Annotated in this window: 11 protein-coding genes; 7 read left to right on the forward strand and 4 right to left on the reverse strand. The window is 71.3% G+C overall.

Going from position 1 to position 14,069, the window contains the following annotated elements; all coding sequences use genetic code 11:
• Positions 1-15: 15 nt before the first annotated feature.
• The gene (locus Sdi02f_RS18260) at positions 16-387 is read left to right on the forward strand and encodes a hypothetical protein (protein WP_030401519.1); all 372 of its coding nucleotides are present in this window, start codon (positions 16-18) and stop codon (positions 385-387) included.
• A 34-nt stretch (positions 388-421) separates the two neighbouring features.
• On the opposite strand, the gene Sdi02f_RS18265 is transcribed toward Sdi02f_RS18260, so the two are convergent.
• On the reverse strand, positions 422-2,500 hold the full coding sequence (locus Sdi02f_RS18265) for a PhoX family protein (RefSeq protein WP_030401520.1): 2,079 nt from the start codon (positions 2,498-2,500) through the stop codon (positions 422-424).
• A gap of 263 nt (positions 2,501-2,763) precedes the next feature.
• Between Sdi02f_RS18265 and Sdi02f_RS18270 the strand changes: the two genes are divergently transcribed.
• From Sdi02f_RS18270 to Sdi02f_RS18280, 3 genes are all read left to right on the forward strand, one after another.
• Positions 2,764-4,275 carry a VWA domain-containing protein gene (locus Sdi02f_RS18270; RefSeq protein ID WP_108933667.1) on the forward strand — a complete coding sequence of 504 codons (1,512 nt, stop codon included), beginning with the start codon at positions 2,764-2,766 and terminating at the stop codon, positions 4,273-4,275.
• Between the two features lie 125 nt (positions 4,276-4,400).
• Positions 4,401-6,017 carry a methionine--tRNA ligase gene (gene metG, locus Sdi02f_RS18275; RefSeq protein WP_108933668.1) on the forward strand — a complete coding sequence of 539 codons (1,617 nt, stop codon included), beginning with the start codon at positions 4,401-4,403 and terminating at the stop codon, positions 6,015-6,017.
• A gap of 102 nt (positions 6,018-6,119) precedes the next feature.
• Positions 6,120-6,485 (forward strand): PH domain-containing protein, encoded by a 366-nt coding sequence (locus tag Sdi02f_RS18280; RefSeq protein ID WP_030401523.1) that lies wholly within the window; start codon positions 6,120-6,122, stop codon positions 6,483-6,485.
• 140 nt (positions 6,486-6,625) lie between these two features.
• On the opposite strand, the gene Sdi02f_RS18285 is transcribed toward Sdi02f_RS18280, so the two are convergent.
• Positions 6,626-6,904, reverse strand: coding sequence for a hypothetical protein (locus tag Sdi02f_RS18285; protein WP_030401524.1), 279 nt, complete (start codon positions 6,902-6,904; stop codon positions 6,626-6,628).
• Positions 6,905-7,317: 413 nt separating this feature from the next.
• Between Sdi02f_RS18285 and Sdi02f_RS18290 the strand changes: the two genes are divergently transcribed.
• Complete coding sequence (locus Sdi02f_RS18290; RefSeq protein WP_108933669.1) at positions 7,318-8,355, forward strand: hypothetical protein; 1,038 nt, start codon at positions 7,318-7,320, stop codon at positions 8,353-8,355.
• A gap of 94 nt (positions 8,356-8,449) precedes the next feature.
• Positions 8,450-8,815, forward strand: a complete 366-nt coding sequence (locus Sdi02f_RS18295; RefSeq protein WP_108933670.1) for a hypothetical protein — start codon at positions 8,450-8,452, stop codon at positions 8,813-8,815.
• Positions 8,816-8,887: 72 nt separating this feature from the next.
• Here Sdi02f_RS18295 and aspS read toward each other — a convergent pair whose 3' ends face one another.
• Positions 8,888-10,651 carry an aspartate--tRNA ligase gene (gene aspS, locus Sdi02f_RS18300; protein ID WP_108933671.1) on the reverse strand — a complete coding sequence of 588 codons (1,764 nt, stop codon included), beginning with the start codon at positions 10,649-10,651 and terminating at the stop codon, positions 8,888-8,890.
• Positions 10,652-10,837: 186 nt separating this feature from the next.
• Between aspS and Sdi02f_RS18305 the strand changes: the two genes are divergently transcribed.
• Entirely contained in the window at positions 10,838-13,018 is a 2,181-nt protein-coding gene (locus Sdi02f_RS18305; RefSeq protein WP_030401528.1) for a SpoIIE family protein phosphatase, read from the forward strand.
• Here the strand turns inward: Sdi02f_RS18305 and Sdi02f_RS18310 are convergent.
• Positions 12,934-14,034, reverse strand: coding sequence for an AI-2E family transporter (locus tag Sdi02f_RS18310; RefSeq protein ID WP_030401529.1), 1,101 nt, complete (start codon positions 14,032-14,034; stop codon positions 12,934-12,936). The two genes, Sdi02f_RS18305 and Sdi02f_RS18310, sit on opposite strands and share 85 nt — an antisense overlap.
• Positions 14,035-14,069 lie beyond the last annotated feature (35 nt).

Below are 14,069 nucleotides of genomic sequence, written 5' to 3' on the forward strand. Positions count from 1 at the left end.
CTACGGTCACCGGGCATGACGGAGACCACGCGCCGGCCCCGGACGACGACCCTGTGGCGCCCCACGGGCCCCGAGGAACTGGCGCTCGTCGAGTCCTCCGGCTGGACGGCCTGGCCCCCGCGCCTGCCCGAGCAGCCGATCTTCTACCCGGTCCTCAACGAGGACTACGCCGTCCGCATCGCCCGCGACTGGAACGTCCCCGCCTCCGGTTCCGGCCACGTCACCCGCTTCGAGGTCGACGCGGGGTTCCTGGAGCGCTACCCGGTCCGCCGGGCCGGCGGCGAGACGATCCTCGAGCTGTGGGTGCCGGCGGAGGAACTGGCGGAGTTCAACCGGCACATCGTGGGCCGCATCCAGGTCGTACGGGAGTTCCACGCGCGGGCGTAGAACTCCCGTACTCCCCTGTGCCGCCCGGGTCGGCTCAGACGCCGATGTCGCGGCCGTCCGCGCGCCACACCGCGACGACGGCGGGGCGCACGATCTTCCCCGGCCCGTCGGGCCAGGTGCTGGCGGGCCGCTCCACGGAGGCGCCGTCGACCTCTCCCGGGTGCTGGACCGCGACCAGCACCCGCCGGTCCTGGACGAGCGGTCCGCAGGTCTCGGCGCCGGTCGGCACGGTCAGGAACTGCTTCAGCTCACCGCGCCGGTCGCCCTTGGTCGCGACGCCGAAGAGCCCGTCGTGGCTGCCGAGCGCGTTGCCGTCGGTGGAAATCCACAGGTTGCCGTGGTCGTCGAAGGCGACGTTGTCCGGGCAGGAGATCGGGCTGACCCGGTCCTTGGGGAAGCCCGCGAAGTACGTCGCCGGGTCCTCGGGGTCACCGGCGACCAGGAACAGCGACCAGCCGAAGTCGGTGGCGTCGGCCCGGTTCCGGTGCTCGGTCAGCTCCAGGATGTGCCCGTGCTTGTTGGAGTTGCGCGGGTTGGCCTCGTCGGGACCGGCGTAACCGGCCTTGCCCCGGTTGGAGTTGTTGGTGAGGGCGACGTACACCTTGCCGGTGACCGGCGACGGCTCGATGTCCTCGGGCCGGTCCATCTTGGTCGCGCCGACCTTGTCCCCGGCGAGCCGCGTGAAGACGCACACCTCCTCGGCGCTCATCCCCTCCACGTGCGAGACGGCGCCGCGCTCCGTGGCGGTGACCAGCGGGATCCACGTCCCGGAGCCGTCGAACGCGCCGTCGGCCGGCAGGGTGCCCGTCCCGTCGATCTCGATCGCCGGGGAGTCGCCGGTGAGCTTGGCGACGTAGAGGGTGCCCTCGTCGAGCAGCGAGAGGTTGTGCTCACGCGCCCCGCGCGAGTTGCCCTGCCGCATCCGCTTGCTGCCGACGAACTTGTAGAAGTAGTCGAACCGCTCGTCGTCGCCGGTGTAGACGACCGGACGCCCGTCCTGCGTCAGCCGCACGGTCGCGGCCTCGTGCTTGAACCGGCCGAGCAGCGTGTGCTTGCGCGGCGTGGAGTCGGGGTCGTACGGGTCCAGCTCGACGACGTACCCGAACCGGTGCACCTCGTTCGGCTCCTGCGCCACGTCGAACCGCTTGTCGAACCGCTCCCACTTCCGCTCGGTGGCCCCGGTCCCGACCCCGTACCGCTTGTCGGTGGCGCTGGAGGCGTTGGCGAAGTACTGGTTGAAGTTCTCCTCGCCGTGCAGCGTCGTGCCCCACGGGGTGGTGCCGCCGGAGCAGTTGTTGAGGGTGCCGAGCACCTTGCGCCCGCTGCGGTCGGCGGAGGTCTTCACCAGGTCGGACCCGGCGGCCGGCCCGGTCAGCCGGAACTCGGTGGTGGCGGTGACCCGCCGGTTGAGCCGGTGCCGCGTGACGGGCGTCAGCCGGCCGCTCTTGCGCTCCTCCTCCACGGCGACGACGGACAGCCCGTGCGCGGCCCAGGCGGTCTCGACCTGCTCGCGCGTCGGGTTCTCGGGGTCGTAGCCGCGGAACATGAGCACCTCGTCGGTGTACTCGTGGTTCGCGACGAGGAGCTGGCGGCCGTGCTCGCCGCGCAGCGGCAGCAGCGCGAGGAAGTCGTTGTTGTAACCGAACTGCCCCGCCTGCGCCTTCGCGCTCTGCCGCTCGGGGTCGAAGGCCGGCGCCCCGCGCAGAATGGGTTCACCCCAACGGATGACGACGTTCTGCCGGTACCCCTCCGGAACGGTCACGGTGTCGTCGGTGTTGGGGGCGACCGGCGCGAACCGCAGCCCCCGCGCACCGGACGCCTTGGAGGACCCTCCGTGGCCCTTTCCGGCCGCGGGCGCGGCCTGCGCCGACGGCGCCCCCGCCACGCCCACCGCCCCGGCGCCCGCCGCGGCGACGGTCACGACGGCGGCGGCCCGCATCATGGAACGGCGGCTGAGCGCACCGGCGATGACGTCACCGACGTACTCGTTGCCGCTGGTGTTCGGCACCTCGTGGAAGCAGGCGTCACCACACCGGAAACGGCAGGTCATCGCGGACCGGCCGCCGGGGTGCGAACCGGACGGCGTTCCGATCAACGGCAGGAGCTTGCGCACTGTGTTCTCCCCTTGAGAATCCCTGGATGCCCTGGTGTCAGCGCGACCGTAGGCGCGCATGCGTGCGGGGACCGGGCATCGCGGTGAACGGAGGGTGAACCCGCGGAATCCTCGGAGGTCCGACGACGACGTCTCGATCCGGCCTTGACGCGTCACCGCTCGCATGTCAGACCCTGCACAAGATCACAAGCCGGGACCGCTAACCTTACGTGTCCGTCCTGGCCAGGGATTGACGGCACCAACTCACTCGAAGGGTTGCGCACATGGGCATTCTCACTCTCCTGCGGAACGCGTTCGGCCGGTCACGCAAAGAACGGGCCGCCCAGGCGGAGGGTGCGACGCAGGAGGCGGCACCGCCGGCCACCGAGCCGGAGCCGAAGCTCCCGTCCCAGCCCACCGCATCCCCGGAGCCGGCGGCCGAGTCCACCCCGGCCGAGCCGGAGACCTCCCGGATCCCCGAGCCCCGCTCGGAACCCGCCGCCCCCGACGAGCACGACCTCGTCAAGGCCGCCTTCACCAACGTCACGGTCCCCAAGCCCACGGAGCCGACGAACCCGACGGAGGCCGAGGAACCCCCGGCCCCCACCCCGGAGCCGACCCCGGCCCCTGAGCCCGGGACAACCCCCGAGCCTCAGACGGCCCCCGAGCCGGAGGCGACAGCCCCCGAGCCCGAGCCGGCCCCCGAGCCGGAGCCGGAAGCCAAGGCGGAGCCCGAGGCCAAGCCGGAGCCCGAGGCTGAGGCTGAGCCGGAGCCCGAGCCCGAGCCGGAAGCCAAGCCGGAGCCCGAGGCCAAGACGGATCCGGAGCCCAAGCCCGAGCCCGAGCCGGAAGCCAAGGCGGATCCGGAGTCCGAGCCGGAAGCCAAGGCGGAGCCGGCACCGGCCCCGGAACCCGCAGCCGCATCCACACCCGCACCCGCATCCGCACCCACACCCGCCGACGGCGGGGAAGCCCCACAGGGGTCGCCCGCACCGGACGACGAAACCAGCACGGGCGGTACGGGTGGGGACACCGACGCCGAAGGCGAAGCCGAGGCGTCGACGACCCCGCAGCCGGAGGCGACCGGTGCGGAGGGGGACACCGACGCCGAGGGCGAAGCCGAGGCGCCGAAACCGGCGACACCCGCCACCCGGCTCCGCCACCGCGCCCCCGCCCTCACCGCCGCCTACAAGGCCGCCGGCACCGCCCTCAAGAAGCACGACCTCACCGGCACCCGCGCCCGGGTCCACCTCGTCCTCGACCGCTCCGCCTCCATGCGCCCGTACTACAAGGACGGCTCCGCCCAGGCCCTGGCCGAGCAGACCCTCGCCCTCGCGGCGCACCTCGACCCCGAGGCCACGGTCCACGTCACGTTCTTCTCCACGGAAGTGGACGGCACCGGCGAGCTGACCCTCACCGACCACGAGGACAAGATCGACGAGCTGCACGCGGCGCTGGGCCGCATGGGCCGCACCAGCTACCACGCCGCCGTGGAGGCCGTCCTCGCCCACCACACCGAGAAGGACGCCCCCGGCACCCCCGTCCTGGTGGTCTTCCAGACCGACGGTGCCCCCGACGCCAAGACCCCCGCCACCCAGGCGCTCACCAAGGCGGCCGAGGACCACCCGAACGTCCACTTCTCCTTCGTCGCCTTCGGCGACCCGGAGAACAAGGCCTTCGACTACCTCCGCAAGCTCAAGACGGGCAACGCCTCGCACTTCCTGGCCGGCGAGACCCCGAAGGAGCTGACCGACAAGGAGCTGTACGAGGGCGTACTGGCCACCTGGCGCCCGTAGCCGCGCCACCACGCGCCACCGCGCACGCACCGCCCTCGGGGGGTGGACCGGAAGCAGACCCGCTCCCCGTCCACCCCCCGAAACGCGTGTGAGCCGACCTCCACGAGGCCAGTAGGATTTCGACCATGGCGGCCACTGGATCAGAGAAGCAGGGGGCGAAGGCGTACTACGTCTCGACCCCCATCTACTACGTCAACGACGCTCCTCACCTGGGCCACGCCTATACGACCGTCGCAGGCGACGTGCTCACCCGCTGGCACCGCCAGCGCGGCGAGAAGGTGTGGTACCTCACCGGCACGGACGAGCACGGTCAGAAGATCATGCGCACGGCCGAGGCGAACGGGGTCACCCCGCAGGCCTGGGCCGACAAGCTCGTCACGGAGTCGTGGAAGCCCCTGTGGGAGCACCTCGACATCGCGAACGACGACTTCATCCGCACCACGCAGAAGCGGCACACCGACCGCGTCCAGGAGTTCGTGCAGGACCTGTACGACAAGGGCGAGATCTACAAGGGCGGCTACGAGGGCCCGTACTGCGTGGGCTGCGAGGAGTACAAGCTCCCCGGCGAGCTGCTCGACGGCGAGAGCGTGTACGAGGGCCAGAAGCTGTGCCCCATCCACAAGAAGCCGGTGGAGATCCTCAGCGAGGAGAACTACTTCTTCAAGCTGAGCGAGTACAGCGAGAAGCTGCTCGCGCACTACGAGGCCAACCCGGGCTTCATCCAGCCCGAGTCCGCGCGCAACGAGGTCGTGAACTTCGTCCGCCAGGGCCTGCAGGACCTCTCCATCTCCCGCTCGACCTTCGACTGGGGCGTGCCGGTCCCCTGGGACGACAAGCACGTCATCTACGTGTGGGTCGACGCCCTGCTGAACTACGCCACGGCGGTCGGCTACAACGAGGACCCGGCGCGCTTCGAGTCGACGTTCCCGGCCGACGTGCACCTGGTCGGCAAGGACATCCTGCGCTTCCACGCGATCATCTGGCCGGCCATGCTGATGGCGCAGGGCCTGCCCCTGCCCGGGAAGATCGCGGCCAACGGCTGGCTGATGGTCGGCGGCGAGAAGATGTCGAAGTCCAACCTGACCGGCATCAAGCCGCAGGACCTGACCACGCACTTCGGCGTGGACGCGTACCGCTGGTACTTCCTGCGCGCGATCGCGTTCGGCCAGGACGGCAGCTTCTCCTGGGAGGACTTCTCCGCCCGCTACACCAGCGAGCTGGCCAACGACTACGGCAACCTCGCCTCCCGCGTTGCGGCCATGGTCACCAAGTACTTCGGCGGCGAGCTGCCGGCCGCGACGGCCGACGGGGACGCGGAGAAGGCGGTCCACGGAGGCCTGACCAGGGCGGTCGCGGAGGCCGACCGGAGGATCGGCGAGGAGCTGGACTTCCAGGGCGGCATCCTGGCGGTCTTCGACTTCGTGAAGCAGGTCAACGGCTACATCACCGAGCAGGAGCCCTGGAAGGTCGCCAAGGACGACTCCCCGGAGGGCCGGGCCCGCCTGGCGACGATCCTCTACACGGCCGCGGAGTCGCTGCGCGCGGTGGCGGTCCTGCTCAACCCGATCATGCCGGACACCTCGCAGAAGCTCTGGGACTCCCTCGGCGCCGAGGCCTCCCTGGGCGCCCTCGCGGACCAGCGGGTCCAGGACGCGGCGGACTGGGGCCGGCTGCCCGCCGGCGCCACGGTCACCAAGGGCGCGGTGCTCTTCCCGCGTCTCGAGGAGAAGCCGACCGCGTAACGCGCTCGCCACAGCCGGGGCCCGGGAGAGGCGGAGGCTTCTCCCGGGCCCTGCGTGTTTGCGAAGATCGGACGAAGAACCAGCTCACGTGGGGGGACATCCATGGCACTCTTCGGCAACGCGCACCGCATAGACCCGGCCCAGGCCCAGCAGGAGTACGCGCGTCTGCTCGGCCAGGGCGAGCAGATCCACGCCGCCTACCTGCTGATCCGCGACACCATCCTGTTCACCGACCGGCGGCTGATCCTGATCGACAAGCAGGGCATCACCGGCAAGAAGACCGAGTACCACTCGATCCCGTACCGCAGCATCACGCACTTCGCGGTCGAGACGGCCGGCCACTTCGACCTCGACGCCGAACTGAAGCTCTGGGTCTCCGGCTCTTCTGCCCCCATCGAAAAGACCTTCACCAAGGGCGTCGACATCTACGAGGTCCAGGCGATCCTGACCCAGTTCGTGGCGCGCTAGCCGACCCCGGCCGGGCCGGCCGGGCGTGGGACAGGGGACCGAACCCGCGGGGTTCGGTCCCCTGTCCGCCGTCGTCCGGGTCCGAGCGGCCCGCCGCCGGTGCCACCCCCATCGGCACCGGCGCCACGCCGCGGGATCGCTCACGAGACCAGGGCGGTGGTGTCCTCGTCCTCTAGGACGGCGATCTGCTCCTGGGCCCGCCTCAGGTACTCCTTGCTCTTGCGCTGGAACTCCGACGTGCGCACCTGGGTTCGGATGTGCTCTTCCACGGCCTCACGAATGACGGCGTTCGCGCTGGCGTCCACCACATCGGCATAGGCGTTCACCTTCTGCAGCAGTGGCTCGGGAAACCGCACGGAGACGACGATCTGCCGCTCCTTGTCCCCCTGTCGAGCAGTCTTCCGGGTGTGTTCGGTCATGGAACCCTCTCTCCGACGAGGGCATGCCGCCGCCGACCAGACGGACGCCGGCACGCCGGTTGCTGTCGCACCCGGGCACAGGAGTGCCAGGGAACGGGAACGAACTCCGGCGGTCCACACTAGTCGTTCTGTAGTGCTGTGGTGCGAGTATCTCGTAGTTACCTCACTCTCACAACAATGCGCATCGACTGAGTAACTCCCCGAAGTCCTCTCTCGTCAAACGACGTTCACCCCACTTGGATACGGACGGGCGGGCTCCCGCGGACCCGGAACCTCTCGTCGTCCCTCGTCAGGAGCAATAGGTGCGGTGGTAGTAATAACTTGAGAACTACGCGCCGTGTCACCTCTCTGTAGTTCGCGACGCGTGTAGTCTGACGGGCAGACCCCGGAAGCTTGAGAGCCAGGAGGTACCGGTGAAGTCTCACGGCGGTTCTGAGAGCGGCGGCGTACCGCCGACGCCCAGGATCTCGGCGGAGCTGGCGCGCGCCACCGCCGAGGAGGCGGTGCGGGCCATCGCCGGCGGATCCTCCCACCTCGTCCGCGACCTCGACGTCGACCAGTCGCGCCACGTCCTGCCCCAGCCGCAGTCCCCCAGTGAGAAGCTCGCCCTCCTCCACGACCGGACGCGTCCGCGTCCCGCCCCTCCGGTCGCCGGGGTGCCGCGGGCCCGCGCGTTCTGGCGGGAGATGACGGTCAACGCCCTCACCGACATCTCCTCGGCCGTACGCGGAACGCTGTGGGAGCGCACGGACCTCGACACCGACGCGCTCGACATCATCGGTCCGCACGGCGACCCCGCCACGCGCCTCGAGCAGATCCGCACGTGCATCGAGAAGAAGCGGGCCTTCGTGTCGATCGCCCTGTGCGGTTCGCTGCAGGACCTCCTGGTCACCGGCCATCCCTGGGCCGCCTCCCTGTCCATCCTGGCCAAGGCCCCGGGGGAGCCGATCGCGGCAGCCGTCGCCACCGCCCGCCAGGCCATGGCGGCCGACTGCTCCGACGCCTACCGGCTGCTGCTGCCCGAGGGCGACTGGAAGATGCGCACCGAGGACGACGTCCACCATCCCGTGGCACCGGGGTACGTCATCCTGCCGAAAGAGCTGCGTGTCCCCTCGCCCCTGCCCGAACAGCTCGGCGCGCACGCCCAGTTCGCCGACGACACCGCCTCGGCCATCACCGAGGCGCTGATCGGGGGCCACATTCCGCTCGCCGTCTACCACGGAGGGCACGTCCTGCAGTCCGCCGTGGTGCTGGTGGCGGCCGCGCACGGCTTCTTCGTCCGCCCCCTCACCGAGGGCGGTACCGTCCTCGCGCCCTGGCAGTGCACCGGGCTGCTGGCCTCCTCCCTGAGCAAGGGGACCGACATCCCCGGCCTGGTGCTGGGACGGTACGAGATCAACGCCAAGAACCTCGCCCAGCACCTGGGCCGTGTCCCGCTTGCCGCCCGCTGACCCCCGCCCGCCGGTGCCGCGCCGGCACTTCAGGCGTCACCGGCGGGCGCGGCGCAGTACCCCCACCGCCCCCACCCGTGCGAAGGACGGTCGCATGAACCCCACCGACGACACCAACGTCACCCCGCTGCCGCAGCGGGTCCAGCAGCCGCACTGGATCCGCAAGCTGAACATCCCCGTGCCGGTGCTCCCGGCCCACGTCCGGCAGCGGCTGCGCACGCCGGGCTTCTGGACGGCGATGACCGCCATCGCCGTCTTCACCGCCGCCTACCGCTACGGACAGCTGCCCGGGAGCCGTGACGTGGTGGTCGCGCTGGTCCTCACCGGATTCGTCGTCCTCCTGGGCGCGGTCGGCATGGTGTGCCAGACCCTCAAGGACACCCGGGGCGGCTCGGCCGCCCACCGGCAGGCCTCCGACGCGGCCCGGGACACGACCGTCTCCCGGCGTCCGGCGGCCTGACCGCGCACGAGCGACGGCAAGGGCCCCGCACCGGTCGATCCCGGTGCGGGGCCCTTCTCGTACCCGAGTCCGTTACTTCGGCTGCGGCTTGCGCACCGTCAGGTGGAGTTCCCTCAGCCGGGTCTCGTCCAGCTCGGTCGGGGCGCCCATCATCAGGTCCTGGGCGTTGCCGTTGAGCGGGAAGGAGATGGTCTCGCGGATGTTGGGCTCGTCGGCCAGCAGCATCACGATGCGGTCGACGCCGGGGGCGATGCCGCCGTGCGGCGGGGCGCCGAAGCGGAAGGCGCGCAGCATGCCGGCGAACTCGCGCTCGACGGTCTCCGCGTCGTAGCCCGCGATCTCGAAGGCCTTGAGCATGATCTCCGGCTCGTGGTTCCGGATCGCGCCGGAGGACAGCTCGACGCCGTTGCAGACGATGTCGTACTGCCAGGCGAGGATGTCCAGCGGGTCCTGGTTCTCCAGGGCGTCCATGCCGCCCTGCGGCATCGAGAACGGGTTGTGGGAGAAGTCGATCTTCCCCGTCTCCTCGTCCTTCTCGTACATCGGGAAGTCGACGATCCAGCAGAACCGGAAGACGTTCTCCTCGAAGTGCCCGGCACGCTGGGCGGCCTCGACGCGGACCGCCCCCATGATCCGGGAGACCTCGTCGAACTCGCCCGCGCCGAAGAACACCGCGTGGCCGGGGGCCAGCGAGAGCCGCTTGGTCAGCTCCGCGACGTTCTCCTCGGTGAGGAACTTCGCGATCGGGCCGGTCAGCTTGCCGTCCTCGCCGACGCGGACCCAGGCCAGGCCCTTGGCGCCCTGCACGACGGCGTAGTCGCCGAGCTGGTCGAAGAACTTGCGGGGCTGGGCGGCGACGTCCGGGACGGGCAGCGCGCGCACGTGCTTGCCGGCGAAGGCCTTGAACTCCGAGCCCTCGAAGACGTCGGTGATGTCGACGAGCTCCAGCTTGGCGCGCAGGTCCGGCTTGTCGGAGCCGTACTTCAGCATCGCCTCGCGGAAGGGGATGCGCGGGAACGGCGAGGTCACGTGGCGGCCGTTGCCGAACTCCTCGAACAGCTCCGTCATGAGCTGCTCGATGGGCCGGAAGACGTCCTCCTGCTCGACGAAGCTCATCTCCACGTCGAGCTGGTAGAACTCGCCCGGCGAGCGGTCGGCGCGGGCGTCCTCGTCGCGGAAGCAGGGCGCGATCTGGAAGTACCGGTCGAAGCCCGAGATCATCAGCAGCTGCTTGAACTGCTGCGGCGCCTGCGGCAGCGCGTAGAAGCGGCCGGCGTGCAGGCGGGAGGGCACGACGAAGTCGCGGGCACCCTCGGGGGAGGTGGCGGTGAGGATGGGCGTCGCCATCTCGTTGAAGCCGAGGGCGACCATCTTGCTGCGGATCGCGGAGATGACCGACGTGCGCAGCATGATGTTGCGGTGCATGCGCTCGCGGCGCAGGTCCAGGAAGCGGTACTCCAGGCGCCGCTCCTCGTTGACCCCGTCCTCGGTGTTGATGGTGAAGGGCAGCGGCTGGGCGGCGCCGAGCAGCTCGACCTCGCCGACCTCGACCTCGACCTCGCCGGTGGGCAGGTCGGGGTTGATGTTCTCGGCGCCGCGGGAGACGACCTTGCCGTCGACCCGAACGGTCGATTCCTTGGTCAGCCTGTCCAGCGCCTCGTACGCCTCGGTGCCCGGACGGGCGACGAGCTGCGTGATGCCGTAGTGATCGCGCAGATCGATGAAGAGGATGCCGCCCAGGTCGCGCCGATTGTGCAGCCAGCCACTCAGCCGGACGTCGGTGCCGACGTCAGAGGAGCGGAGCTCGCCGCAGGTGTGGGACCTGTACCGATGCATCGTCGTTCATCCAGCCTTCGCGGATCGGGGATGGCGTTTCGCGTTTCACGTGAAACAACCCCAGCCTACCGGGCAGCCACACCTGCCTTCCTCCGCATTGACCCCGGCCCCGGGATCGCTCCGAGGCCGTCCGGCCACCGCGGCGCGCGGTGGCAGCGTCCGATCACCTCTTCTTAAAGTGGGGCAATGCGTACTGGTGAGCCCCTGCCCGAGGTGGGGGACGTCCTCGCCTCCCTCGCGACCGGACTGTGGCACTGGGACACCGCCACGGCACAGGTCAGGGTCGACGGAGAGGCCGCCCGCCTGCTCGGCCTGCCCGCCGAACCGGCGACCCTCACCGAGGCACAGGTACGGGCCCGGCTGCACCCGGTGGACTGGAACGAGATCACCGGAGTGGTCCAGCTCGCCGTCGCCGAGGGCACCCTCGCCGAGGTCCGGATCCGGATCATGGACGAGCACGGTCACGTCGTCCGGGTCGTACGCAGCCGCTCCAAGCCCTCCTTCGACGCCGTACGCAAGGCTTACGTGCTGACCGGCACCCTCCAGGAGGTCGCCGAGCCCCGGCCGGGCACCCCCGCCGGGCGCAGCGCGGTCACCGGCGAGTGGCGCCGCTCCCGGGAGGCCTTCCTGCTGGACGCGGGCCGGGCGCTGGCCGAGGCACGTTCCACCGAGGAGGTGCTGCGGGTCGCGGCCGGGCTGTCGATGCCGGGGTTCTCCCCGGACGGCCTCGCGGTGTTCGGGGTCTCGGGCGACCGGCTGACCGTCATCGGGCACCACGGACAGCCCGAGTACGAGGTCAACCCGTTCACGGACATGTCCCTGGACACCGACTACCCGGCCACCGAGGTGGTCCGCACCGGCCGGGCCGTCTACCTCTCCTCCCCCGAGCAGTACCGGTCCCGCTACCCCCTCACCTGGCCCCTCGCCGAGCGCTTCGGCCGCCGCTCCTGGGCCTACCTGCCGCTGACCGTGTCGGGCCGCACGATGGGCGCCTGGCTGGCGGCCTTCGCCTACCCGGTCGCCTTCACGCCCGACGAGCGCTCCGTGCTGACCACGGTGGCGCGGATGCTGGCCCAGGCCCTGACCCGGGCGGGCGCCGCCGAGAACCAGCGGGAGCTGACCGAGGGGCTGCAGCGCTCCATGCTGCCGATGCTCGGCCCCGGGATCCCCGGCATGGACGTCGCCGCCCGCTACGTCCCCACCGGCGGCGGCCTCCAGGTCGGCGGCGACTGGTACGACATGATCCCGCTGCCCGGGGACCGCTTCGCCCTGGTCATCGGCGACGTCCAGGGGCACGACGTACGGGCGGCCGGGCTGATGGGGCAGTTGCGCATCGCCCTGCGCGCCTACGCCTCCGAGGGCCACCGCCCCGACGCGGTCCTCGCCCGCGCCTCCCACTTCTTCCACGGCCTCGTCGCCGCCGAGGACGACCCGGGCGACCATCGCTTCGCGACCTGCTACTACGCCGAGGTCGACCCCGTCACCGGCACCGTGGAGAGCGCCCGCGCGGGCCATCTGGACCCGGTCGTGCGCATGGCGGACGGCACGGCGCTGATCCTCGCCACGGCGGGCGGGCTGCCGCTCGGCATCGATCCGGACTCCGACTACCCGACGACGCGGCTCGCCATGGAGCCCGGGGACACCCTGATGCTGTGCACGGACGGCCTGGTCGAGACCGGCGGCCACGATCTGCAGAGCGGCTGGCACCGCCTGCGCGTGATCCTGGAGGAGCACACCGGCGACCTGGAGGAGCTGGCCGACGCACTGGTCCAGGCCGTGCACGGACCCTCCTCGCACCACACCGTCGGCCCGCTGTCCGACCGCCGGGAGGACGACATCGCGCTGGTGCTGCTGTGCCGGCAGGGCGAGGGCTGCGGCTGCGGAGAATCCACCGTGGCCCAGGCACCGGTGCGCCGCACGATGCTGTCGGTCGCCCAGTCCGAGCCGGCGCGGATCGCCGCCGCCCGCGAGCACCTGCGCGGCCTGCTGCACGACTGGCCCGGCGAGGAGCAGCGGGACGCGGCGGTGCTGCTGCTCTCCGAGATGCTGACCAACGTCCTGGTGCACACCGACGCCGACGCCCTCCTGGTCGCCGAGGTCGTCGGGGAGCCGGGCGAGCGGCGGATCCGGGTCGAGGTCACCGACCAGGGCGACGACCTGCCGCACAAGCGCAGGCCGGGGGAGATGGCGTCCTCCGGACGCGGGCTGATGCTGATCGAACTGCTCGCGGACGCGTGGGGCGTCGCTCCGCGCGGCGAGGGCAAGAGCATCTGGTTCGAGATCTACGAGTCCCCGGCCCCGGACGACGCCTCCGGGCCCCCTGCCGGGGGCGGGGCGGCCGGACCGGAGCCGGCCGCGGCCTCGTAACGCCCCTGCAGTTCGTGCACGACCCCGAACGCCGCCGCGGTCAGCGGCACGGCGAGGAGCATCCCCAGGATGCCCGCCACCGAGGCGCCCGCGGTGAGCGCCAGCAGCACCACGGCCGGGTGCATCTGGACGGTACGGCTCTGGACCATCGGCTGGAGCACGTGTCCCTCCAGCACCTGGACGGCCAGCACCACGCCGAGCGCCCACAGGGCGATGACGAACCCCCGGTCGGCGAGCGCCACCAGCACCGCGACGGCACCGGAGATGAACGCGCCGAGGTAGGGGATGTAGGCGCCGACGAAGACCAGCGCCCCGAGCCCGACCGCGCCGGGCACGCGCAGGACGAGCAGCCCGACGGTGATGCAGACCGCGTCGATGAGGGCGATCAGGGTGGTGCCCCGCATGAAGCCCTCGACCGCCCCGAACGCCCGCCGGGCCATGGCCTCGACCGTGTCGGCGGCGCCGGGCGGGGCGAGGGCGCGCACCGTGCCGACGGCCCGGTCGGAGTCGCGCAGGAAGAAGAAGACGAGCAGCAGGGCGAGGACGGCCATGGCCATCATCTCGCCGACCACGCTGATCCCGCTCACCAGGCCCGAGGCGGCCGTACCGCCGAACTTGCCGAGCAGTTCGCGCCCGTTGGAGGCGAGGTCGTCCAGCGAGGTCCCGGCCGCACCGAAGTGGTCGGCGACGCCCTTGGCCGCGTGCCGGAGCGAGGCGAGGATCTCGTCGCCGGTCCGGACGAGCGCGGAGACCACGATGTACACGGCCCCGCCGACCACGGCCAGCACGGCGACGCAGGTCAGCCCGGCGGCCAGCGACCGCTGCACGTGGGCCTTCACCAGCCGCCGGTGCAGCGGCCGGAGCAGGGCGGTGCCGAGCAGCGCGAGCAGCGCCGGGGTCACGGCGGTGCGGAATTCGACGCAGAGCCGGATCACGACGTAGCCGACACCGCTGGCGAGCAGGATGACGGCGCACCAGGCGGCGAACCGGCGCACCGGACCGGGGAGCAACTGCACGCCCCCACCCGATCACGCACCGGGCGGGCTGTCCT

Origin of the sequence: Streptomyces ardesiacus (assembly GCF_003112575.1) — a bacterium.
Taxonomy (GTDB): Bacteria; Actinomycetota; Actinomycetes; order Streptomycetales; family Streptomycetaceae; genus Streptomyces; species Streptomyces ardesiacus.